We start from the raw sequence: 23,401 nt of genomic DNA, 5'->3' as shown, positions 1-23,401 counted from the left end.
CCTTCTGTCGGGTGGGTGGCCCCGAGCAGCAACCAGCCAGGCGAGGAGACATGTTGGTGCTGCTCGGGGCATGACGAACCGGGCCCAGGGGCGGGCGTGGGTTCAGCGAGGGGGATGTGGCCGGTGGGGGCCGGTGCTCAGAGCTGAGCGAGTGCGGCGGTGGCCACCGGCAGGGCGATGCCCATGCGTGTGCCCAGGTGGGCGGCGGTGATCGGTGTTCCGTGCTCGGCGCGGTGGGTGTCCGCGATGCGCCGGGCCGCGTCCAGCAGGGCGGCCGGAAGGGCAGGGCCGGAAGCGGGTCGGCCCGTCGTGGTGACGGCGACCGGCGGAGCGGTGGCCGGAGCGGGCTCCAGCTCCTCGGTCATGGAGGCGGCGATCTGCGGGGCGGGAGTCGGGGGTGCCGATTCGGGCGATGGAGCGACGTCGGGCACCGGATCGGTGGCAAGGGCGGCGGCGGCGGCCTCCAGGCGTGGGTTGGGGCGGGTGAGGGCGTGGAACTGGGCGAGGAAGGCGGGGCCGACGTGGCCCCAGCCGAGGAGCAGGAGCGGGGCGACGGTGTCCAGGCAGGCCCGTCCGTAGCGTCCGGCCAACAGCGGTTCGGCGGTGTTCAGCGCGAGGGTGAGCAGGCCGCACAGGTGCAGCAGCCGGGCGCCGGCCTTCAGCTCCGCCTTGGGGACGCCACGCAGAGCGAGGAAGCGCAGGGCGACCAGGAGCCCGACGACGGACAGGTCGACCATGGGGGCGATCAGTGGCGCGATCGGGTGGGGGACGCCGAGCCGCAGGGCGAGGGCCCAGACGTTGCCGAAGGAGAAGACGAAGGCCAGGGCCGCGATGACCGCCATGACCACGGTCACGGTGCGCCGGGTGAACCGTTCCTCCGCCATGTCCTCAACCTCCTTTCCGATGTGGGCTTTCGGGGCTACTTGGCGAGCGACGGCCGGGGTGCCGTGGTACGGCCGGTCGAGGAGAGGAGGGCGTCCAGGCACAGGTCCGGATCAGCGGTCAGGTGCGAGGTGGCTTCGGCGACGCGGGTGGCGTCGGCGTCGGAGACGTAGGGGGTGCGGATGCGGGTGTAGCCGGGGCGGCCCTGCATCGCCATCACCGCGACGCCGACGTAGGCGGGGTCCTGCAAAATGACCGGGCTGGCATCGGGCCAGTTGCGGATGTCGTCGCCGAGTGCGGCCACCGCGGCTTCGACGGTCTTCTGCGCGAAGGACAGTCCGATGGGGCACACGTCGCGGATGAAGGTGGGGATGGCGTCGCCGGTGGTCTTCTGGCTGATGAGGATCACCAGGATGCCGACGCTGCGGCCCTTCTTGACCAGGTCCTCCACCAGCCGGGCGTTCTCCGCCGTCAGCGCGGCCAGCCGGTTCTTGGCCGGGTCGCTGCCCTTGTACTCGCGGAAGTACGTGTGCGCCTCATCAATGATCAGGATGGTGAGCGGCCACTGCGGCGAGGGCCCGACGTGCCACATGTTCTTCACGCCCAGCACGTCCCGGATGGTCGCAGAGCGCCGCTTGCGCAGCTCCACCAGGCGCTTGAACAGCGCGTTCGCTTCATCGAGATCGTCTCCGCAGAACGCGAACATCCGCTTGACCAGGTCGGCATAGTCGCCCTCCGAGGCCCGCGACACCTTGCCGTCCGCCGTCACGAACTGCACGGACGCAGACGGCGCGAAGTCACACACGAACTTGTTGACCCCCGAGGTCTTGCCCGCACCCGGGACGCCGGCCACTGTCACCCCGGGCACGTTGGCCAGGGACACGCACACCTTCGCGGCGTACTCGTCCACACCCAGCTCCCAGCGCGTCAGGTCCACGGGCGGGAGGCCAGTGGGCCGGTGCGTGGTCGGCGTGGTCAGCGGGTCGGAGCGCACGCCCCGGATCACCACCCTGCCGGGGCCGTCCGGCAGCACGGACACCCGCGTGCACCGCCAGGCGTCGGCGAGGAACCGCGCAGACTTCTGGTACTCCTCCAGCCCGACCTTCGGCAGCGTGCGCGCCCGCACGACCACGCCGAACCGGTCCGGCTTCACCTTGATCCGAGGTGTCAGCACCCGGGGCGCGGGGGCGGGGCCGTCCTTGGACGCGGTGATCTGCGCGAGCAGGCCAGGGGTCTTGTCGGTGACCGTCAGCCCGGCCATCCGCGCGAGCCGTACCCAGCCCCAGCGCACCCGCACTGCCTGCCGCATGCTGACCCGCGTGCCCCGGTCGGCCCGCACGTAGCGAACCACCCTCACCAGCAGCCACACACCCACCAGCATGACCACGACCAGCAGCGCGTCCGGCGCGTACTTCGTCACGGCTTCCATGTCAGGCCCCCTCTTCGCGTATCAGGCGGAGCACATGGGCCAGGTCCAGGCGGGCCGCGTGCTCCGGGTTCAGGCCGAGCAGATCGAGCACCGCAGACGAGGCGGAGAACGTGGCCTTCCCCTCGGTCCCCGGCAGGGGCCGGAGCGAGTGCAACTCCCGCCCCAGCGCGGCGTTTTCGAAGCGGATCACTGGGCCGCCTCCACTGTCACCAGCTCCAGCCGGGCAGCGCGGTAGGCGACGCCGTCGGAGAGCTGGCCGTTGAAGATCCGCGCCCACGGGGTCGCGAACAGCTCTACCGGCCGCACCATCAAGCCCGGCTTCAACCCGGCCGCCAGGCCCGTCTCCGGAACCGTGATCTTCAGGACCTCGGCCCGGCCGTCCTCCATGAGCATCACGATCACCGTGTGCAGCGAAGCCCCGGTCTCCCGGTCGGTGGCGACCTCCCCGGTCTGCTGGTCCTTGATCTTCAGCACCGGCTCGGTGCCCGCGATGCACACCGCCGACGGCAGCAGGGCAACACGGATTCGAGTCATGGCCATGCCATCACACCCCTTGTTCGATGGAGCCGCTTGATCGGCTCGACATGGAGCATAAGGAGGTGATCGCTCAACTTGCAAGCTCGATTAGGTTGTGAAGTCGATCAGGTCGGTAGGCGGTCAGGTGGGGAACGCGGGGATGTGCCTGTAGCGCTACGGCTTGCTGGCGATACCGTGGGGGCATGACCCTGCCCTTGGACGAGGACTCCCGGCCGCCGTATCTCCAGGCCGCCGAGGCCCTGCGGGACGCGATCTTGAACGGCGAGTTTCGCCCCGGCAAGCGTCTGCCCTCGGCCAACGTGCTGGGTGATCGGTTCGGTGTCTCCAGCTCTACCGTCCAGAACGCCCTGCGTGTGCTCAAGCAGGAAGGCTTGGTCTACTCCCAGCTCGGCCGGGGCAGCTACGTCAGTACCTCTGTCGGCGGGAGTGCCGAAGAGGCCAACGGGGAGCACGAGGACGTTGACACCGAAGGGCCGGACTGGCCGGTCGACGTCATCCGCAACGAAGACGCCCGACCGCCCTACGCCCAGGTCGCCGACATCCTCCGCCGAGAAATCACGGAAGGCACCTACCCTCCGGGCTCCCAGCTCCCTCCCGCCCGAGAGATCCAAGAGCGATTCAAAGTCGCCAACTCCACCGCCCAGAACGCCTATCGAAGTCTCAAGCAAGCGGGGCTGGTGTACGCGGTCAAGGGGCGTGGCGTCTTCGTTCGCCAGGAGCCGGAGCCAGGCAAGCACCACGGGCCGATCACGAACTACCTGCTGCGCGAGGAGATCGACCGCGAAGCACGTGTGGCCGCCACCGAGTTTGCCGACCTCAGTGACGATGAGCTGCTGGCGCGGGAAGCGGAGCTGGATCAGCAATGGGACGTGGTTCGGGAGGAGCATCAGCGACTCTTCAGCGAGCGCCGCAAGGTCAAGCGGGAGAAGAGCCGGCGCGGCCTGTTCCTGCCACCCCTCCATGACGACGGCGCCGAACCGGACATGTCGCCGAGCGAGAAGCTGAACACCGCACTGGCCGAATCGAAGAAGCGCCGGCAGCGGCGACCCTGACCAGCGGCCGGGCAGCTTGGCCGACAGGGGAGCTGTTCAGAGTTTCTTTACTTGATCAAGGCGGTCCGCTGGCGCGGCCCGCGCGCGCTCCGGCCCTGCGGGGCCGCCGCCCGCTCCTGTCTCCGCCCTGCAGGCGACGACCCCGCCGGTCCGGGCGCGCAACAGCCAGCACAGCAAACCACCTGGGGCGCTGCCCCAGACCCCGGCCCTCTCTCTGAGGGGCAGGGGGCCGCGTGCGGGTGCGGCTTCGTCGTGGTGTGAGGTCGTGGGTCGCGGGAGGGGTCCCTCGTCGCCCGGTCACCGGAGGCGTACCAGGAACCCCCGGGGGCCGCCAAGGCCGAGCGCACGCGTCACGAAGTGAGCCTTGGCGGCCCCCGGAGAACCCTGGCACGGCGAAGCTGCCCGACCGACGAGGGACCCCTCCCGCTCAGGCCCCAATTCCGCCGGAGTTCCGGCTCCCCGCGTGGTGGGGCACCCCTGTGGGTGGGTGTCTGCCGGATTGCCCCCGGCTGATGTGCCGGCCGGGCGTACCGTGGAGCGGGAGGTGGTGAGTTGATGATTACGGAGCTGGCCGACAACGTCCGAAAGTACCGGCGTCGCGCGGGGATGAGCCAGGAGGAACTGGCCCATGCCGCAGGTGTTTCCCCGGGCACGGTACGCAAAGCCGAGCAGGGTGGCACTCTCCGCATGGAGACCCTGCACACGCTCGCCCGCGCGCTGGGGGTGACCACCGCCGCCTTGATGGCCTCCGATGCCCCGGAGCCCGTCGGGCAGACCGAGGAGCCGAACCGCGTCAACCTGATCCAGCTCCGCGCCGTCCTCACCCCAGCCGTCGGACTCGTGGACCAGGACGCCGAAGCCGTGGCCGAGGAACCGAACCTGCGCACCTTCCGACGGACGCTGCAAGACGCACGGGTGCTGTACTTCTCCGACAGCTACAAGAGCGTCGCGGCCCAACTGCCGAACCTGCTGCGTGATGCCGCACAAGCCGTCGCCTACTACGACAGCGGGGACGAGCACCGGCAGGCCCTGCTGGCCCGCGCCGAGGCGCTGCGTCTGGCCGGCACCTACCTCACCCAGGTACGGCAGTACGACATCGCGTACGCCGCCGTGCGCGGCGCCATCATGGACGCCCGTAAAGCCGGGGACATGCTTGCGGCGGGCTCCGGTGTCGGCTGCATGTGTTGGCTGCTGGTGCGGCAGGGCCGCTTGGACGAGGCGGAACAGGTCGCCGCCCAGAGCATGGACGCGGTGGAGCCGAAGATCACCGGGGCCGAGCCGGACCACTACGCGGTGTGGGGCGGCCTGGCGATGGAGGCCGCCGCCGCAGCCGCGAGGAACAACCGTCCCGACGAGGCGAAGGAGTACCGCCAGGCCGCCCGGGTCGCGGCAACCGCGGTCGGGACGGCACATCGCAACGTCTCCCGGCACTGGTCCGTCTTCGGGCCGGTCACCGTCGCCGTCAAGGCACTTGAGGATTCCCTGGTCGTCGGCGACGCCCGCGCGGTGGTGCGCAAGGCGGGCGAGCAGGAGGAGTTGTCGCCCAAGGCGTGGAAGCGCTTGGGTAGGCCCAGCACCAACGACGGGAACCGCTTCACCCTCGATGTGGCGCGCGCCCACACCCGGACCGGCGACTTGTCCGCCGCCATGGACGAGTTGACCCGCGCTCGGGAAGCCGCCCCGCAGTGGCTGCGGCACCAGAACGGGGCCGCCGAGACCATGCAGGAGATCCTCGCCAGGCGCAAGCGCACCCTCACCACGGAGATGCGCGAAATGGCCGACTACCTGGGCGTTGTCGGGTAGCCGCCACGCAGCGTGGCAGTTTGCAAACCAAGAGTCGCGAACTGCCATGGACCTCGACTGGGGTGACGATTAGTCAGTGCCTACGGTCGGTGTGTCCACCATCAGTGACCCAGGCCGGGGGTGCCCAGTGAGCCAGCCCAGGAGCGATGCCGACCGCATGCGCCGCAGAGACCTGTACGACGCCGCGTCGGGCGGGGGAGGTCCCCGCTTACTGCCGTGGACCAGCCCGGAGGGGAAGCCCTGCTATCTGAGCACCGATGGCCGGGGCTACCTCTCCACCCTCGCCGACAGCATCGAGACTGTGCAGCTCAGCATGGGCCAGGAGCTGCTGGAGCACGCCCGAGAAGCCACGGCACCCGGAGCGCCAACTCTGTCGGCCACCGAATACCGGTGGCTGGCCCGCCGGTTGACCGAGGCCCTGGCGGACGCGCTCCGAGTAGCCGACTCGCGCGGACAGCGCCTACCGGGCCCGGAAGCGGAAGGGGTGGACGAGAGTGCCTGACTCTGCGGACACCGACGCACCGGTCCGCGACTCCGTACGGGGGCGCTACCGCTTCCGCGAGTACCACGTGACCACCGTCCCCGACCCCCTGGCTCTGCCGGCCTTCACGGCGCTCTGCGTCACCGGCCAGGAACGCAACTGCGGTGCCACATCCGGCACCCTGCACACCCCGGACGAGCTGACGCGCTGGATCGCCGGACACTGCGCCCAGACCGGCCACCAGCACTACGAGCAGACCGTCCGCGCCATACTCCGCGCCGAGCCCGGAGCGTGGCAGTAAAGTCCCCCTGCGCCGACACCGCGCCAGCGGCAGCACCACCGTGCGCCCCGCGCTCCTGACGGCAGTAGCGACGCCAACAACCACGGATTCCCCCGCACAACCACGGACACCAGCGGAACCCGTAACCGCCGCTGATCCGCGAATACGCAGATAGGGAGGGGCCGCGTAGCACACGTACTATGTGCTGGCGGGTGCCACTCCCGTACTCGTTCACAACTGCAACCTGGGTGGCTATGCCGACAGCATTCGCAACGAACCTGGGGTGAAGTTTGCCTCCGAGTACACATCCCCTTCAGGTGCGAAGTACTACGGCCGCAATAAGCACGGCCAACAGGCAGAAGGCCCGTTGGCGGATGCAATCGAACGGACGCCTCACCATGGAGGGTGCGCGGAGGTGCACTGTCTAATTCAGGCGCAGGCGGCAGAGGGGCCCGAAGCCATCAGGGGTGGAACCATGCGAACGGTAAAGTCGCGAAATAACTCCATGCCGACATCGAATCCGGTTGGGCATGGTGAACCGGCTCGGCCCTGTGGCCTTTGCAAGGGGCTGCTGGAAGATCTGGAGATCAACTGATGTCCTTGATTCGCTTCGACTCGCTCAGCGAGGATCTGCTTGGGGCGCTTGTTGCGTCCGGATGGAGCGTGGGCAGGAAGGTTGACGCCGGCCAATGGGTGAAGCCGTTGGAGGGTGAAGGGTACCGGGCTCACCCATTGGCTGAAGAAATCCTCGCTGCGGTGGGAGGGCTCTCGATCGATCCGGTCAATCGAGTCGGCCCAAACTTCAGTAATGACGAGCCTTATAATTTCGACCCCTTCGCCGCTGGATCGGGACAGCGTGATCTAGCGGAAGAGGTAGAGAGTGTTCTCGGTGGGGACTATTTCCCAATCGGTGAATGGCTCAGTTATTCGAGCGTATTCGTCGAGGCTGGGGGAAGGGTGGTTGCTGCTGGTATGGGATGGATCTGGGAGCTCGGTTCCACCTTTGAAGACTCCCTTGAGTTGGCAGTCTGCGGAAAGCACCCACTGGTCTGCCTGCACTCCGATCCGGGACTCGACCCCTGGCCGAAGCCTGATTCTCGTTAGCGAATCTCGGCTGCGTCGGGCATCGTCTGATGGGGCTTCTGGCCGGGCTGACGGCAGTAGCTGACGTTCGCAAGCACGAGGCCCCCGCCAGCGAACCGACGAGGACTCATGAACGATCGAGGCTAAGGATCACCTCGGGATCCAGGACTTCGAACAGCTTGGTACCGTCGGTGCCCAGCGACATCACCTGGTCGGGCAGCTTGCGCAGTGCCCGTCCCCGCTGATCCTTTTTGCGACCCTTCGGGGCGTGGCAGCGTACTCGCCAAGGACGGCTTTGGCCTCGTTCCGGCGTCCCTCAGTGCCGCGTTCTCTGGCGGTGCGGGTTCTTCGCGCTTTTTTGCCGCCTCTTGGCACAGCGCTGATAATCGCGGGATGCAACGCGCGATCAACTCCCATACCCGGTCCGGGGCGTCCTTGTCCGGTCGGGACCGATTGCCGTCTTTGACGGGTCTCCGTTTCTGGGCGGCCCTGCTGGTCGTCCTGTACCACCTGTCCCGTCAGGTCGGGGAGATACCAGGGCTCAGTCAGACCGTCTGGTATGGCCGTAGCGGGGTCACCTTCTTCTTTGTACTGTCCGGGTTCGTCCTGGCCTGGACCTATGACGGGGCGACGGTTCCGGCGAAGGTGTTCCTGTGGCGGCGCTTGGCCCGGATCTGGCCGCTCATGGTGGTCACGAGCGCGGCGTCCGTCGGAGCGTGGCTCTGGCTGGGCAAGGCGGTGTCCGCGAAAGCCGTGGTCGCGAACTTGTTCCTCGTGCACGCCTGGATCCCTGAGACCGTGTTCCTCAAGGGTGCCAACCCCGCCGCCTGGTCCCTCAGCGACGAGGCCTGGTTCTACCTCGTTTTCCCGCTGTTGATAGTTCTCCCGGTCTTCCACTCGGCCTGCGGCCGACGCTGGATCTGGGCGCTGACCTGCGTCGGCGTGGTCGCGGTCTGGCTGAGCGGGGCTCTGGTCACCGATGCGTCCACTCGGGTGTGGCTTCTCGACTACCTGCCCCTGACGCGCATGCTCCAGTTCGTGCTTGGAGTCGCCGCGGGTCTCGCGGTGGCACGCGGCTGGCGGCCCCCCGTTGGCCTGGGCGCCGCGGTGGCACTCGTCGCCGCCTGGCACCTGGCACTGATCCCTTGGTCGCAGTCGGCACCCGATGGGCTTTGGTACGGCGCCGTGCACGCCTCACAACTGCTGTCCACCCCCATCTTCGCGCTGCTCGTCGCCGCGGCCGCGCGCGCCGACCTCGACGGCTGCCGCACAGGCCTGACCGGCCGGTGGTCCGTACGCCTCGGCCACTGGTCCTTCGCCTGGTACCTCATCCACGAGATCGTCATCCGCACATGGCTCGGCCTACACGGTCGCCCGGTAGGCCTCCTCGCCATCGCCCTCGTCTGGCTCGCGGTGATCGCGGTCAGCCAGGCCCTGGCCTATTGCGCCTACTGCTGGGTGGAACACCCTCTGGAACGCCGGCTACGGGCAGCGGGCCCCCAGCCCCGCCGCCGCACAGGGCCCCCCGCCGACTCCGCCGCGCACCCACTCGCTCATCCTCGTGTCCCCGAAGAGGCGACCCAGGGGACGGTCAATCCGTAGACCCGTCCTGCCGTGACCTCTGCGTGTGCCGGACCCGGACGGACTTTAGGGCTGGCCGGTGGCGGTGCCCCTCGTGATGTCGGGCCTCGATCCCGGTCGAGGCCCATGGACCGGCCGGTACAGCGCCCCGGCCGACGGCGGGGAGTGCTGCTCGAAAGAGCTACTCCGTCCAAGTCACGCCCTCGGCACGGTGAGGGGAACGGCAGAATGCCTCGCCGTCTACCGCGAACTCGCTGTGCCGCGCCCCCGTCACACCACCGAGCTGCGCCGCAACGCCAGACCCCTGCGACATGCTCGCCAGCATGAACGACGACGCCTTCTGGCACCTCATTGAGGACTGCAGGCCCACGGGACCTGACCCTGACGCCGAGCTCCTTGCAGCCACAGTGACCGAACGTCTTGCCCAGCCCCCGTTGTGGCTGGTTACAGGCTTCGCCGAGCAACCGTCATGGGCGCTCTACCGGCTGAACCGCTTTCGACCCCACGCGGGCGGAGGCGGCGCTTACTGACCTGGAACACGTCACCCCTCACACGGTGGTGTGGCTCAATGAGGCACAACACTATCTCGACGCCGGCGGTGGGCTGGGTGAACGCATCGCCGCCGCCTTGCACTCCTTGCTCACCGATTCCGCGCGTGAACCGGTCCTCGTCCTGGGTACGCTCTGGCCGGAGTACGCCACGGCCTTCACTACGCTGCCCCAGCCGGGCGGTCACGACCCGCATCCCCAGGTGCGAGAGCTCCTGGCCGGACGACAGACTCCCCTGCCCGACAGCTTCGACACCACCGCCATCAACAGGGCGAAAGCCCTGGCGGAGAACGGCGATGAGCAGCTCGCCCACGCACTGGACCACGCCGCGGATGGACACCTGACACAATTCCTGGCCGGAGCACCGGAACTGCTGCGCCGCTACGACACTGCATCCCCCGCGGCCCGTGCGGTCCTGCACGCCGCCATGGATGCCCGCCGCCTTGGCGTCGGTCTCCATCTGCCGGTCAACTTCCTCGCACTCGCCGCCGAGGACTACCTTACCGACCACGAACTTAACCAAGCCAGTGACAACTGGCTGGAGCAGGCCCTCGCCGATCTAGGGAAGACGGTTTACGGCAACCTCGCCCCCCCCTGCGACGCGTCCGCCTGCGCTCTGCGCGCCGCAAACCCGGCATTCAAGCAGACCCGCCGTTGGCGGCACCCGCCTACCGGCTGGCGGACTACCTCGAACAACATGGGCGCCACCAGCGCCGACTATTCTGCCCCCCGGCCTCCTTCTGGCACGGCGTACACGATCACCTCACCCACCCTGACTGGCTCTCCCGCCGGGGCCGATGGCTGTCGTATTCCGTTGGAATGACCATCACCGTGGCCGTCGCCGTCCTGAAGATTCCGAAGAAGGCATGGACGCCGGCCTATGACGCGGGCGGCACCGAGCGGCCCGGCGCCTGGGTCGCAGAGATCACCGACATCCCCGACCTGAGCACGTGGCCCAAGGGCATGCGGCTCATCGTCCGCAAAGAACGACCGCACCCCGGCGCCCAGTTGCGCTTCACCGACCTCGACGGACTACGGCTCACCTGTTTCGCGACCAACACCCAAGGCGGCCAGCTCGCCGACCTGGAACTACGTCACCGCCGCCGGGCCCGCTGCGAGGACCGCATCCGAAACGCCCGCGACACAGGCCTGCGCAACCTGCCCCTGCACGACACCGCACAGAACCTGATCTGGCTGGAGATCGTCCAGATCGCACTCGACCTCCTCGCCTGGATGCCCATGCTCGCCCTGACCGCAGAAACCCGCCGCTGGGAGCCCAAACGGCTTCGCCTGCGGCTGTTCTCTGCCGCCGCCCAGCTGGTCACCATCGGCCGCCGCCGCTGGCTCCGCTTCACCGCCCGATGGCCCTGGACCGACGAAATCACCCAGGCAATCGACCGGCTCAATGCCTTGCCAAGCTCCGGCTGACCAGCCACTTCAACGCCCCAACGATCCGCACCACCACACCGGGAAAGTGGAACCCGGCGCCCACCCGATGCGACAACCGGGCCGTCAACCTGCTCCGACCCCGAAAGGACCGTACCTCTCAAACACAGAGTCCCCGTCAGCACATCAACGGAGACTCATGAGCGATCGAGGCTAACCGGAGTATCGCGCTAGGTCCAACGACAGGAAGGACAAACGCCCAGCCGTCGGGTCACTGACCTTTACGTCACCCACTACGGCATCACGGCTACAAGCTCGGCAGTAAGGCCCTTGTCACACCTGCCTACTTAGCCGAAGATGACAGCGTGGACGGGGACACAGCTAGGCAGATAATTCGTCAAGAGGATCGGGTAGTTCAAGAGCGGTTGCGGTCACTGCTAGCCCAGCAGGCAACCCGTGCCGATACCATGGCTATGACGCTCACGCCGTGGCTGAACCGAGCTGGAACCTACGCTCGTGTCCACCCTCATGCGCGTCGGGCCCTCCTCGAAGCCCGCGAGTGGATTCGATCCAACTACCAACTCCCGGGAGGCCTGAAGTACACCCTCGTGGGCCCCAGATATAAATGGCGGGTGGACCACCACAACATCATCAACCACTGCGATGCCCGCGACGAATCCTGGCAAAGCTTGATCAATAGCCGATGCGAGAATGGGTTCGGGAAGCGGAAGGTCGCTCCTTGGGTGGGGCACATCCACGGCTCACTCAGGCAGATGGCGGAGATGTGCCGAGAGGGCCAACTTGAAGCGCCGGTACTCCGGATCCCTGACGAGTTCCATCCACCTCCGATCGATCATCTTCCCGACGGGAAACCCGCTCGGCGCTTCCATGCGAAGTTCGATGCCCAGATTCTCGCAGGTGAGGATCTGGAGGCGTCGCTGGCCGCAGGGGCGCCCGCTGAGCTGACCGTGCAGGAATGGTGCGACCAGACGGCGTCGATCCTGCACGGCTGGAACTGGGTGCAGTGGGATCTCAGCGATGCGGGGATCCAGACTGGTGCACCCGAGGCAGGCTGGCGTGACTTTCTCACATTGACGGAAGGCGTCGCAGCCTGCGACAGCCCGATCGTGCCTGATGCTCACGCTCTGGGCTGGGCCTATCTGGTACTTGGTCTGGCCTATCTGAAAGAGGTACAGAGGCGGATGCAGGAATATGCGGAGGAGGAGTCAGTGCTCCCAGTTCCGGACTCTCAAGTGGCGATGACATTTAACGGCGGAATCTTCTACGGCGGTCAGTTCGCTGCACAGATTGCGAACATCAACTCGACGATCGCGGGGGTCATGCAACAAGGCAGCCCCGACATAGCCGCCGCATTGAAGGCACTGCAGGAAGCAGTGCTGTCTCAGGAAGGGCTCGACGGGGAGCACCGGCAGGATCTGCTTGACAACGTCGAGTACCTCGCGGAGGTCGCGCAAGTTCCCGCTCAGGAGCGGAAGCGTGGAATGGTGCAGGCCGCACTCGCAGCGTTGGGAGCCGCTGCTGCAAGCGGCACAGCCCTCAGCGAGGCGATCAGCGCCTGGGGCGGAGTACTGAACGGGCTCCTGCCTTAGCCTCGCGCTTTCACGAGCACGCTCGTGAAAGCGCGAGGCTAGAGAGCCTCGGAGCCCTCAAAGAGGAAGTGTTTGCGTACGAGGAAGAAGTACTCGGAGCCTCTATGTCACTAATCACGCTACGGGAGGGTCCCGGGATGTCAGAAGAGGCGTTAGTACTCCAGCCGTAGATGATGATCTTCATGCGTTTTGGGGTGCTTGTCGTCGGTAATGGCCGTTGCGGGCGCGGGCTTGATGGCGGCGTCGCCAGTGGGACCAGCGGAACCGGTGGGCTGCGTCGTGGACGGACTGGACGGCCAGGCTGGTGAACAGATGCTGGATCTCGTTGCAGGTCAGCGGGATCAGTTCGTCGGGGGTCGGCTGGCGGGCGTGTTCGTGGGCGGCGGTGACGGCGAGAAAGGCGTGCGCGAGCATGGCGAGGGTGACCCACCGGCGCCAGGAGGTCCACCGTCTGACCTGGTGTTCGTCCAGTCCGGCCAGCCCCTTTCCGGATTGGAAGGTCTCTTCCACCCGCCATCTGCTGCCCGCGACCCGCACCAGCGTGGCCAGAGGCGCCGGGCGGGGTGAGTAGCAGCGGTAGAAGGCGAGTTCACCGGTGCGGCGGTTGCGGCGGACCAGCAGTTGGTGGTGTCCCGGCTGTGCGTCGGCGAGGTCGGCCAGGGCCCAGTCGTAGAGGCGCAGTCCCTTGGCTCCGGCGCCTGCGGAGCGTTGCTGCCAGGCTCGTGCGGGCAGCTTCCTGGCCAGCATGTCGGCCCGGAACTTCCCCGCTTTGGTGAGCGCCTGGTGGTCGCAGGCGACGGCGAGGACGTAGCCGGTCCGGCGGGCTTCGAGGGCCGCGCGCAGGTGGGGGTTGGCACCGTAGACCTCGTCGCCGGTTACCCAGCGCGCACCGACGCCGGCGTCCAGGGCACGCGTGATCATCGCGGTGGCCAGGGCCGGTTTGGTGGCGAACGCCACCTCGTCGGGTATCCCGGCCGCCCGGCGTCGGTCCGCATCGTCGGCCCAGGAGCGCGGGATGTACAACTCCCGATCAATTGCCGCGTGTCCGGCGGCAGTGGCGTAGACGAGGTAGACGGCGACCTGGGAGTTCTCGATCCTGCCCGCGGTGCCGGTGTACTGGCGCTGCACGCCGACCGTGTGGGTGCCCTTCTTCAGATCGCCGGTCTCGTCGACGACCAGAACGGCGTCGGTGTCACCGAGGTGCTCCACGACGTATTCGCGTACGTCGTCGCGGACTGCCTCAGCGTCCCACTTGGCCCGTGCCAGCAGATGCTGCAGGCCGTCCGGTGTGGCGTGCCCGGCATGCTCGGCGATGGTCCAGCAGTTCTTCCGCGGCAGGCCGGACAGCAGTCCCACAACGAGCGACCATGCCCGGCGTCGGGGTTCGGTCCGCGTGAAACGGCCCGCGATCCGGCCCATAAGGGCATCGAACATGTCCCGCCAGCGAGCCAGGTCTACGCGATGGCCCGCGGCCAGCTCTTGATCTTCGTTTGTCCACACAGCACGCGATGATCAACGGTGGCCGCGCCTGTCCTCACACCGCCCTTGGCCAGCGAGATCGCGGTCTAAGGCTGGGATACTTACGATAAGCATGCTGGTCAATCTCGGCGCCTTCGGTTGGAGGAGGTTCGCGATGACACATGTTGGCGGGCTGAGGCTGCATCTGCAGCGTGTCCTCCGCGCACCGCGCTCGGTCGTATTCCGAGCGTTGACCGAACCGCAGGAACTGGCCAAGTGGTGGGGCCCTGACGGGTTCACCATCCCAAGTGTGGAAAGCGACCTTCGGCCAGGCGGTAGGTATCGGATCGCCATGCAGCCTCCGGAGGGCGATCTGTTCTACCTGGTGGGGGAATTCGTTGAGGTCGACCCTCTGGAACGCCTGTCCTACACCTTCCGGTGGGAGGATCCCGATCCCGAGGATCGGGAGACGGTGGTGACGCTGTCGCTTCGCGATATCGGCGGTACACGGGCCGAGTTGGTCATCAGCCAGGGTGACTTCGCCACTGTGGGGCGCCAAGCTCTTCACGAGGAGGGCTGGACTCAGAGTCTCAACAAGCTGGAGGAGCTGGTGTCGTCGGCCTGAGATCTTTGCCGCGGGGAGGGGCCCTGACGGTGGCCGTACCTGTCTTCGCACCGCCCCTGAACAGCAAGATCGCGATCTACGACTGGAGTATTAGAGCGCCTCATTGACGCCGCCTCGCAGGCTGACGACACCTTTGGCGTGCTCACGTTGGCCACGCTGCTTCAACGCAATCGTCGCCTTGAAGCCCAGCGGGCACTTGAGGGGGGCGCAGTCCAGGCGTTGTCCATGCTGGCAGAGCTCAAGGAAAGCGCCAGCGGGATTGAACGCGCACTGGATCTTTATCGACAAGCGGCCGATGCCGGAAGCTCTGGCCTCGGGGCACGTCGCCTATGGCCTCACGGGCTCGAACCTGACGGCACTCCGTCCGCGCCCTGGTGAGAACAGGTGTCCCGTCGACGTATCGTGCGCCGGATCCGGATGAAGTCCTGGGGCGGCCACCTCTCCGTCTGTGAGGACGCAGACATGTTCCAGGTGTTCACCGCGGATACGGCCGTCATGCGCCTCCCTCGTGGACAGGAAGGCCGCTTCGTACTGGGGGAAAGCTGGCGCCCGGACAGACGGCCCCTTCGTGGTCTGGGCTGACAGATGGACGACGCCCTCTTCGACTGCGCCCATGCGTGTGGGTCGAGGCTGCGTAGGCAGTTGCCCCAGAACTGGACCGGAGCGCGCCGGTCCAGCTGCCGGCCCCTCTTGATCGACTTGCTTCGGTCAGCAGGAGGAGAAGACTGGCACTAAAGAGCATGACGCCGGGCAGAAGGCCCCTCCCGGCTCCTCCCCACCCGTCCCTACCCCGAGCGGACGACGTCGAGGACCCGACGCGAATCGGTTGAGCACAGCCTCCCGACCAACTTCCGTCCTGTTCACCATGAGACACCGCGACATCGCCGGTGCGGCACTCTTCAAGAGAGTGCGGCACTCCTTGCGAGAAGGAGATGCCACCGATGACCGAGAACCCCGATCGGGGACTCCAGCTCAATGAAATGATCGCGGCACTTCGCTGGGAGCTGCAGGAAGCTCAGCGGAAGGCGGCAGGGGAGAATCTCCGCTTCGGCATTTCCGGCATTGAAGTGGAAGCCACGGTCCAGGTCACCACAGAGGGGGGTGGCAGGGCTGGCGTGCGGTTCTGGGTCATTGAAGCCACCGGTGACTTCAAACACGGCAGGTCCAGCACCCAGCGGATCAAGCTGGATCTGACCGTTCCTCCCCACTACCAGATCTCGGACAACGACGGAGGCGACTAATGCCCGGCCTCGACGCCGAACGCGTCGTCTCTGTGTCCGTCGCCGACGATGGGAAGCGCGGCTCCGGCTATCTGCTCACACCCAACCTTGTGCTGACCGCCGGGCATTGCGTGAAGCCGGGCGCCCAGGTCAAGGTGCGCCGGTACGCCCGACAGTCGGGCGATGACAAATACGTGCTGCAGCTATCGTGCACATTCGAGGTCGCGGCGTACGGCGACGTACGCGAGGTCGACTACGCGCTGCTGACGTGCGGCGATCACGATCCCTTCGAGCTGCGGAACAGAGGCCGTTCGAGCCCCGTGAAACTGGGCCGCCTCGTCGGCGACAAGCCTGTCCCGGCACAGGCTCTCGGCTTCCCCCGTGCACAGCGGGACGACGAGGGAGTACTGAACGTCGAGGACGCCCGAGGCACGGTCAGTCCGCAATCGGGGTCGGTGTCGAAGGCTGGGTCCCGCTTGGCCGAACGCTGGAACTTCCAGATCGACAGCGGAACGTCGTTGCCGCAACCGGGCGGGTCCCTGTGGAGCGGCATGTCGGGTGCGGCCCTATTCAGCGGCGGCCACCTGGTGGGCGTCATCGTCGAAGACCGGGGAGCCATCATGGGCCGATTGACGGCGGTGCCGGTTGCGCGCATCTTCGACCAGGTCGCCCGCCCGGAAGCGGTGAACTGCCTACGGCGGACGGCTGGCCGGGAAGCGGCCGCCGCACTGCTGGCGGTCAACCCGATCTGGGCGGGGGGCGACATGCTGAAGCCGGCCTACAGCCCTCTGCCGCCTGCCGCGCAGTGGTCCGAGACGGATCTGCTCGACGCTTGCTACAACGTCGTTCCGTTCCAGGGACGAACGCAGGCCGTCCGCGAGCTGACCGAATGGTGCGAGGGGCCCGAGCGGATACGGGTGCGTCTGCTGTCCGGGCCCGCCGCGGTGGGCAAGACCCGGCTGGCCCGAGAACTGTGTCATCGCATGGGCGCCAGGGGGTGGATAGCCGGGCTCGTCGATCCGCTCTGGACGGCGTGCTCCGAGGTAGGCGACCTCGATGAGAGCCGAATCCTCGTGGTGGATGACGCGGACGCGCACGCCGGTCATCTGGAGTCGCTCGTCGCCAACGCAGTCAGCAGTCAGTGCCAGCACCCGCTGCGCATCCTGGCGGTCGCTCACGGGGCAGGGGGCGGTCTGTGGTGGCAGTCGCTCAAGCGACGATATGAGGCCCTCGTCGACGAGAATGACCCGCCGTCCCTCGGACCACCGGCCTTGGCAGACCGCCAGGACGTCTACCGGGCGGCCTACCAGGCATTCCGTAGCTGGTACGAGCAGGACAAGCCCGCAGGTCTGGCACGGATGCGCGCATTGGCGCCCGAAGCGGCAGGACTTCCGGATCTGGAGAACGACGACTTCGACAGCTACCTGCTGATTCTGATCCAGGCACTGGTGGACGCGCGGGCCTGCAGCATCAACGAATCCCAGTCCGTGGTGACGACGGCTCAGTTCCGCAGGGACGCCCTATTGGACTACGCGATCGATGTGGATCGTCGCAGATGGCAGGAGTCCGCCAAAGCCGCGGACCTCCCCGACGATCCGGTGCTACTGGAGCGGATCGTCGCCGTCGCTAGTCTCGCCGTGGCCACGGGGTCGACGGAGGGCTCGAGCGAGACGGAGGGAATCGGTGAGACGGAAGCTGCCCGCCGACTGCTGCTTGTCCCCGACCTCACGGATGAGTCGGAATGGCGCAGACGTGCTTTCGCCCGCTGGCAGCACGGACAGTTCGCCGGCGACGGATACTTGCGCTCTCTCCAGCCGCAGCGTCTGGCCGAGCGCCTCGGGGCCAGAGTGATCGAGACGTTTCCGCAGCTTGCGTCGCAACTGCTCGACGTGAGCGGCACTGGGCCGGGCATACCCTCGAACAACACGGATAAGTGCCGTCAGGTGCTGAACGTGCTCGACGTACTGCAGATCACGGCGGCGACCGAGGGGCACGTGGGCGGGAGCGAGCCGGATGAGGACGACCTGGCCGGCACCGGGGGAGCGCACAACACGGCCCAGCAGAAGGCCCGCAGTATCGTCCTCGAGCAGGTGCTCCGCCAATACGCCGTCCCCATCATCAGGCTGGTCAAGAAGATGGCGGTGACGGATCAGCGGGACTCCGCAGGTGCGCTCGGAGCATCACTGGCGGCCGCGCTGAATACGTCTTTGCGTGTGACCTCCGCGCAGGAGGTCTCGGCCGAGGTGCTCACCGAGCTGGACGAATCCCCTCCCGACGTTCTGCTCGAACTGGCGGTCGCAACAGCGACCCACGCCGTGGAGCACTACCGGTGCAGCACGACGCCCATGACGACGAGGAACAGGTCAGGACTGGCCACTGCCCTGAGGCACCTGTCCTTGTATCTCGCCAACTCCGGTCATCGGAGCCTGGCTTGCGAGAAGGCCTGGGAGGCCGTGGATACCTACCGGGCGCTGGAACAGGCGGCGCCCGGGAGCGCGTGGCAGCTCGAGCTCGCCCAGATGCTCAGCGAACTCGCCGATCGCCTCGACGACGTCGGGCGGTATGAGGAGGCCCACGATCACGCCCGTGAGGCAGTGCGGATCTTCGAGCAATTGCGCAGGAGCGATCCGCCCAGCTTCGACTCGTCCCTCCTGGCGAAAGCCCTGTGTGCCCAGGCGTCCGCCGCCAGCGGCATCGACAGGCAGCGAGAGGCCCTGCAAGCCACCACCGAAGCCTGCGAGTTGACGCGGCAGTTGCCGAGGGACCCAAACGTTCCCGGCGATGAGCTTGACAGGATCACCGGTGAGGAGGCGTTCACCCTGCGCGCCCTGTCGCTGCAACTGATCGACATGCGGCGTGGGGACGAGGCAGTCGAGAAGGCAGAGCTGGCCTGCGCGAAGTACAAGGGGCTACTTACGAGAAACAGGGGCCGCTGGGAGCGCGACTACGCCCTCGCACTGTCCATTCTGGGCGCTGCGTATGCGGCCACGCAGCAGTGGGACGAGAGCATTGGCAGTCATGCTGCAGCTGTGGACGATCACTATGTGCTCCTGGAGCAGCGCTATCGCGAGGCCGTCAGGCCAGAGCATGCCCTGGCGCTGCACCGCTTGGCCTCCGCCTATCTGTCGAGGGCGGGATGCCCCCCTGAGGCCTCGGATGACTGTGCCGAGGCCTTGCGGCGCTGTCGGCAGGCGTTGGACCAGTACGACGTCATGCACCCCGAGGACAGATGGGCCACCCGTTTCGACAGGGCGGCGACGCATCGCCTTCACGCGGAGATCAATCTGCGGATGGGCGCCATGAAGTCCCGTGCACACGAAACTGAGGCTCCGAAACTGTACGAGCAAGCGAAGAAGGCTGCCCAGAACGCGCTGTCGCTGTACGAGGAGATGGACACCCGCACCTTCCGAAGCCGGTCCGATCGCGCCCAGGTGCGCAAGATCCTGGCCGATGCGCTTAGTGGCCAGGGTGGTCATCGGACCGAGGCCCTGGCTGAATACGGACGTGCCAAGCAGGAGTTCTCCCGCCTTGACGCGGAGGAGCCTGGCCAAGTCGATGCCTTCCTCCGGGAGGTGGAGGGGATGGCGGACGGCGCCGTCCATTCCCGAGCGAGGTCGAAGTATCTGGGCAAGAAGCGACACAGGAGGCACGGCCACGCCCACCACTGAAATGAACCGAGCTGAACTCACCAGCCCTTCCGCAGATCTTGAGCGGCGTCTGCGGAAATGTCTGACGGCACGTTGCGTAGCGCGCTGAAGGGTCGCCTTCTATGTCGCTCAGACACGACACGGTTGACGAGTTGTGTCCCTCCTGGGGGACACAACTCACTCGTAGTGCCGAAGTAGGCCCCGGCAGTGCCGGGGCCTGCGGGCGAGGGGGTGCTCAGCCCTCGTAGGTCTGGCCGATCCTTGGCGTGCACGAGCGTATGGACGCGTCCGTGAAGCTTCTTGAGGGGCCGGGGTTTTTGAGGGAGTTATTGAAGGCTCTGGAGTCCTTTTCGGTGATCGTCGGCCGATCCTCAAAAAACGTTGGTTACTTGAGGGCACACTGGCGTCCGTGACGACCCTGACCGACGCGCTCGGCGCCGACAACGACCTTCTCGGCGTCTTCCCGCCCCGCCCCACCGAGATCCGCATCGGCTATGCGCGGGTCTCCACCGGCGGGCAGAAACTCGACCGGCAGATCGACGCGCTCACCCTCGCCGGGTGCCGGCGCATCCCCGAGAAGAAGTCCGGGAAGAGCGACCTGCGCCCCGAGCTGAAGGCGTGCCACGCCTTCCTCCAGTCAGGGGACACCCTCGTCGTGCCCTCCCCGGACCGGTACGGCCGTAGCCTCCAGGACCTGGTGAACATGGTCGCCGAGCTGCGCAAGCGGGAGATCGGGTTCACTTCCCTGCACGAGAGGCTCGACACCATGACGCCGGGCGGGCGCCTGATCTTCTTCCACGTCTTCGCCGCGCTCGCGGAGTTCATCCGGGAGCTGATCGTGCAGGGCGAGGGCCTGGCCGCCGCGCGGGCCCGCGGCCGCGTCGGCGGCCGTCCCACCGTCGACGACAACCTGCTGCGCGCCGCTCGCGAGCTGTTGCCCAACCCGGAGAACAGCATCGAGGCCATCGCGGCCCTCCTGGGTGTCTCCGTCGGTACCCTCTACAACCACATTCCCGAGGTCAAAGAGCTACGGGCCTCACGGAAGCCTGCTTCACTCACAGGACTCGGCCTGTGACACTCATACCGCCGCCGTGGCCACACTGCGCCGATGGCGTCGATCCAGCCGTCGATCCTGTCGGGTGTCGAGGCATCCACGTTCCTGGGTACACGCTGTGCCTTGCTCATCTCGCGCCTGCTGACCGGGACACGTTTCTGGCGAGTCTGACTGCTGGCATGGGCATCGATTGTCGTGGTACCACCATCACCGAGCAGTTACTCGACGCCCTACTGCTCACTGCCCTTTTCGACTCCACCACAGGGAGGCCACACCTCGGCACTGCCCGGTTCGGCGGTGCGACATTCACCGGCCGCGCCGACTTCCGCGGGGCGACCTTCACTGGGAACGCCGACTTCAGCTACGTGACTTTCACCAGCGACACCCGATTCGACGATGTCGACTTCGCCGGCGAAGCCTGGTTCAACCACGCAACCTTCGGTCGCGACGTCAGCTTCGACGACGTGACCTTCGCCCACAATGCCAACTTCGACGGTGCCGCCTTTACCCGCGCCGACTTCCGCAATACCACCTTCACCAGCAACGTCAGCTTTCGTGGTACGTCCTTCACCGACAACGCCTGGTACAGCTATGTGGCCTTCCCCTGCGACGCTGACTTCGAAGACGCGACCTTCACGGGTGACGCCGGGTTCGGCAACGTGACCTTCACCGGCAACGCCCGGTTCCGCGGCGCGTCCTTCACCGGCAACGCCTGGTTCGGCGACGCGACCTTCACCCACGACACCGAATTCGACCACGTGACCTTCATCGGGGACGCCCAATTCAGCAGTGCACGGTTCGAGCGTGCAGCGTTCTTAGGGCCGCTGAACTGCGGGTCGGTCCTGAACCTGTCAGAGGCGGTCTTCTCGGTCCCGGTGACGATCCAAGCCGCAGCCGAGGAGGTGCGGTGCGTGCGTACCCGCTGGGATGCGACTGTGTCCCTGCGCCTGCGCTACGCCAAAGTTGATCTTTCGGACGCGGTCCTCACCCAACCGACCGCTGTCACCACCCACCCCACCCCCTTCCCGAACATGCATGCCTCGGACTTCACGGGCGAGCCAACGGTGAAAATGACCTCCTTGCGCGGGATCGACGCGGCGCACTTGGTCCTGACGGATACCGACCTCGGCGGCTGCGTCTTCACCGGGGCGTTCCACCTCGACCAGCTCCGCCTCGCCGGCCGTACCCGATTCGCCTCCGTACCGACGGGCATCATTCGGGACGGCCTACTGCCCATGAGGTTCACCCGGCGACGCACCCTCGTGGAAGAACACCACTGGCGTGCCACCCGAACCCCGACGATCAACTGGGTTCCCGGGGCCATCCGTACCGCCGATCCGGCACTCGCCCCCAAGCCCTACGACCTGGCACCTCTGTACCGGGACCCGCGCAAAGCCTTCGAGGATGCCAAGAACGAACCCGGTGCAGCTGACTTCTACTACGGCGAAATGGAGATGCGCCGTCACGACGGCCACGACACGACCCGTGCTGAACGCGGCCTGATCACGGCGTACTGGTGCCTTTCTGGCTACGGCTTGCGCGCCTCCCGCGCGCTCGGCTGGTTGCTGTTGGCGATAGCCACCACCGTCGTGGTCATGATGCTGTGGGGCCTGCCCACCAACGATCCGAAATCGGAATCGACCGGAAAGGTGACGAACCAAACCATCCGGCTCGCCACCGACACATCCGCCCCCGTAAACCCTTCGGGGCCACTCCATGAGCGCGTCTCGACCAACCGGTTTGAGAAAAGCCTGCGGGTGGTGGTGAACTCCGTGATCTTCCGCTCCTCCGGCCAGAACCTCACGACCGTCGGCACCTACACCGAGATGGGCTCGCGCCTGACCGAACCCGTCCTTCTTGGCCTCGCCGCCCTCGCCATCCGAGGACGCATCAAGCGCTGATCCACTGATACTTCCCATGGCAGATCGACTGACGTTCGTGTGGCAGACGACAGGCCGGATTGGCCGCTCACCAAAAGGTCGTGTCGGACGGTTTGGGGGAGCACCCGCAGACTGCTAAGCCCTCGTCAGCCCTGCCACGGTGCCTGAGACACCCGCGCCCGGGCAGGACGACATGGTTCCTACCACCGGGTACCGGGGCGCGGGAGGCCGGACATGCGGACATGCTGCTCCAGCCCGTTGCGGTCCGTCGCCCACCATGCACAGCCACGCCCGTCGCACGATCTGAGCAGAACTGAGGCCCGGCGTCACACCCTCAGACACCGCTGCAACACGCCTCAGCCAAACGACCCCACATCACGTTTTCAGGTTCAGTAGTTCGAGGCGGCACGGTCCGCGCGTCCGTTCTTGCCCCTGCAGATCGAATCAGCCGACGACCCGGACTACCGGCCGCCGGCATCTGACCGCGGCGGTCGAGGAGGGCGGTCAGCTGCACGCGCGGGTGGAAGACCTCCTGTGCGAACGCCGGCTGACGCAACTGGTCGAGATGCTCCGCGTTCTGGGCGACATGCCGGTGCGGCCCGACCGCCGGCGGCTCGCCCACCGGCGGTCCTGGCTCCGGTTCCGGCGGCTCCGCCGCTGGCGGTCTGACCGTTGGTGGGGCGGGGTCGGGGATTTTGAACGGCTGACACTTACCTCCCCTCAATAGAGGGATGGGCGCCCGAGGCCACAGCTGGGACTGTGGTTGGTGTCTCGGCTGGGTTCGTTTTGGAGGGCTGTTGTGTGTATAGAGCTGTGACGGTGCGGGAGCTTGCTGGTCGTGTTTC

18 protein-coding genes and 1 pseudogene are annotated in these 23,401 nt (G+C 66.9%); 14 read left to right on the top strand and 5 right to left on the bottom strand.

The genetic code is table 11. From position 1 onward, the window contains the following. Positions 1–137: 137 nt before the first annotated feature. From ACFWBQ_RS33770 to ACFWBQ_RS33755, 4 genes are read right to left on the bottom strand one after another with little or no spacing between them, the layout of a single operon-like run. On the bottom strand, positions 138–884 hold the full coding sequence (locus ACFWBQ_RS33770; RefSeq protein ID WP_385506108.1) for a DUF2637 domain-containing protein: 747 nt from the start codon (positions 882–884) through the stop codon (positions 138–140). A 35-nt stretch (positions 885–919) separates the two neighbouring features. Beyond that, entirely contained in the window at positions 920–2,311 is a 1,392-nt protein-coding gene (locus ACFWBQ_RS33765) for an FtsK/SpoIIIE domain-containing protein (RefSeq protein ID WP_385506107.1), read from the bottom strand. A 1-nt stretch (position 2,312) separates the two neighbouring features. Further along, positions 2,313–2,501, bottom strand: coding sequence for a hypothetical protein (locus ACFWBQ_RS33760; RefSeq protein WP_385506105.1), 189 nt, complete (start codon positions 2,499–2,501; stop codon positions 2,313–2,315). Then, on the bottom strand, positions 2,498–2,851 hold the full coding sequence (locus tag ACFWBQ_RS33755) for a hypothetical protein (RefSeq protein ID WP_385506102.1): 354 nt from the start codon (positions 2,849–2,851) through the stop codon (positions 2,498–2,500). Before ACFWBQ_RS33755 ends, ACFWBQ_RS33760 begins: the two co-directional genes overlap by 4 nt. 179 nt (positions 2,852–3,030) lie before the next feature. On the opposite strand from ACFWBQ_RS33755, the gene ACFWBQ_RS33750 reads away from it, so the two are divergent. From ACFWBQ_RS33750 to ACFWBQ_RS33710, 9 genes and pseudogenes are all read left to right on the top strand, one after another. Then, the gene (locus ACFWBQ_RS33750) at positions 3,031–3,900 is read left to right on the top strand and encodes a GntR family transcriptional regulator (RefSeq protein WP_385506100.1); all 870 of its coding nucleotides are present in this window, start codon (positions 3,031–3,033) and stop codon (positions 3,898–3,900) included. Positions 3,901–4,455: 555 nt separating this feature from the next. Further along, positions 4,456–5,703, top strand: a complete 1,248-nt coding sequence (locus ACFWBQ_RS33745) for a helix-turn-helix domain-containing protein (protein ID WP_385506097.1) — start codon at positions 4,456–4,458, stop codon at positions 5,701–5,703. A gap of 157 nt (positions 5,704–5,860) precedes the next feature. Further along, positions 5,861–6,205 (top strand): hypothetical protein, encoded by a 345-nt coding sequence (locus ACFWBQ_RS33740; RefSeq protein WP_385506094.1) that lies wholly within the window; start codon positions 5,861–5,863, stop codon positions 6,203–6,205. Then, entirely contained in the window at positions 6,198–6,485 is a 288-nt protein-coding gene (locus tag ACFWBQ_RS33735) for a hypothetical protein (RefSeq protein ID WP_326694993.1), read from the top strand. Before ACFWBQ_RS33740 ends, ACFWBQ_RS33735 begins: the two co-directional genes overlap by 8 nt. Before the next feature lie 573 nt (positions 6,486–7,058). Continuing rightward, the gene (locus ACFWBQ_RS33730; protein WP_385506090.1) at positions 7,059–7,568 is read left to right on the top strand and encodes an SUKH-3 domain-containing protein; all 510 of its coding nucleotides are present in this window, start codon (positions 7,059–7,061) and stop codon (positions 7,566–7,568) included. Between the two features lie 441 nt (positions 7,569–8,009). Next, the gene (locus ACFWBQ_RS33725) at positions 8,010–9,149 is read left to right on the top strand and encodes an acyltransferase family protein (protein ID WP_385506086.1); all 1,140 of its coding nucleotides are present in this window, start codon (positions 8,010–8,012) and stop codon (positions 9,147–9,149) included. Positions 9,150–9,683: 534 nt separating this feature from the next. Continuing rightward, on the top strand, positions 9,684–10,499 hold the full coding sequence (locus ACFWBQ_RS33720; RefSeq protein WP_385506196.1) for a hypothetical protein: 816 nt from the start codon (positions 9,684–9,686) through the stop codon (positions 10,497–10,499). Further along, positions 10,424–11,104 (top strand): annotated as a pseudogene (locus tag ACFWBQ_RS33715) (transposase); the annotation flags it as partial. The gene ACFWBQ_RS33720 and the pseudogene ACFWBQ_RS33715, both read left to right, overlap by 76 nt. Positions 11,105–11,694: 590 nt before the next feature. Further along, a complete protein-coding gene (locus tag ACFWBQ_RS33710; RefSeq protein ID WP_385506084.1) occupies positions 11,695–12,672 on the top strand; it encodes a hypothetical protein in 978 nt (325 codons plus the stop codon). Between the two features lie 180 nt (positions 12,673–12,852). Here the strand turns inward: ACFWBQ_RS33710 and ACFWBQ_RS33705 are convergent, their stop codons facing one another. Continuing rightward, positions 12,853–14,091 carry an IS701 family transposase gene (locus ACFWBQ_RS33705; RefSeq protein ID WP_385506191.1) on the bottom strand — a complete coding sequence of 413 codons (1,239 nt, stop codon included), beginning with the start codon at positions 14,089–14,091 and terminating at the stop codon, positions 12,853–12,855. Between the two features lie 172 nt (positions 14,092–14,263). Between ACFWBQ_RS33705 and ACFWBQ_RS33700 the strand changes: the two genes are divergently transcribed. From ACFWBQ_RS33700 to ACFWBQ_RS33680, 5 genes are all read left to right on the top strand, one after another. Then, positions 14,264–14,755 (top strand): SRPBCC domain-containing protein, encoded by a 492-nt coding sequence (locus ACFWBQ_RS33700; RefSeq protein ID WP_385506082.1) that lies wholly within the window; start codon positions 14,264–14,266, stop codon positions 14,753–14,755. A 941-nt stretch (positions 14,756–15,696) separates the two neighbouring features. Continuing rightward, entirely contained in the window at positions 15,697–15,996 is a 300-nt protein-coding gene (locus tag ACFWBQ_RS33695; protein ID WP_385506080.1) for a trypco2 family protein, read from the top strand. Further along, positions 15,996–19,643 (top strand): trypsin-like peptidase domain-containing protein, encoded by a 3,648-nt coding sequence (locus ACFWBQ_RS33690; RefSeq protein WP_385506078.1) that lies wholly within the window; start codon positions 15,996–15,998, stop codon positions 19,641–19,643. The genes ACFWBQ_RS33695 and ACFWBQ_RS33690 overlap by 1 nt, the downstream gene beginning before the upstream one ends. Positions 19,644–20,040: 397 nt before the next feature. Then, positions 20,041–20,697: a recombinase family protein gene (locus tag ACFWBQ_RS33685; RefSeq protein ID WP_385506188.1), complete on the top strand. Its 657-nt coding sequence runs from the start codon at positions 20,041–20,043 to the stop codon at positions 20,695–20,697. Between the two features lie 158 nt (positions 20,698–20,855). Continuing rightward, positions 20,856–22,577, top strand: coding sequence for a pentapeptide repeat-containing protein (locus ACFWBQ_RS33680; protein WP_385506076.1), 1,722 nt, complete (start codon positions 20,856–20,858; stop codon positions 22,575–22,577). Positions 22,578–23,401 lie beyond the last annotated feature (824 nt).

This window comes from Streptomyces sp. NPDC060035, from assembly GCF_042736635.1.
In the GTDB taxonomy this organism is placed as follows: domain Bacteria; phylum Actinomycetota; class Actinomycetes; order Streptomycetales; family Streptomycetaceae; genus Streptomyces.
The sequence above is the reverse complement of the archived record's forward strand: the minus strand, read 5'-3'. Positions and strand labels throughout refer to the sequence as shown.